Below are 258 nucleotides of genomic sequence, written 5' to 3'. Positions count from 1 at the left end.
CCACATCCACACCACCACCGTCACCACCCGCGAAGACACCCCCGGCGACAAACGCCTCACCGCCTACATCGTCACCAACCCCGACACCCCCAACCCCAGCACCCAGGAACTGCGCACCCACCTCCAGCAGCAACTCCCCGACTACATGGTCCCGGCCACGTACGTGACGCTGGAGCAGCTGCCCCTCACCCCCAACGGCAAAGTCGACACCAAAGCACTCCCCGCACCCGACACCCACCGCCCCGACCTCGCCAACGC

At 67.4% G+C, this 258-nt stretch carries 1 protein-coding gene; it reads left to right on the top strand.

Features of this window, described 5'->3' with window-relative positions; all coding sequences use genetic code 11:
- The coding region (locus Q0994_RS34050) for an AMP-binding enzyme (protein ID WP_299542626.1) at positions 1–258 on the top strand (258 nt) is incomplete at both ends.

It is taken from the genome of uncultured Streptomyces sp. (assembly GCF_947488945.1).
GTDB lineage: Bacteria > Actinomycetota > Actinomycetes > Streptomycetales > Streptomycetaceae > Streptomyces.
Note: the sequence above shows the minus strand (reverse complement) of the source record. Positions and strands in the feature narration are given on the sequence as shown.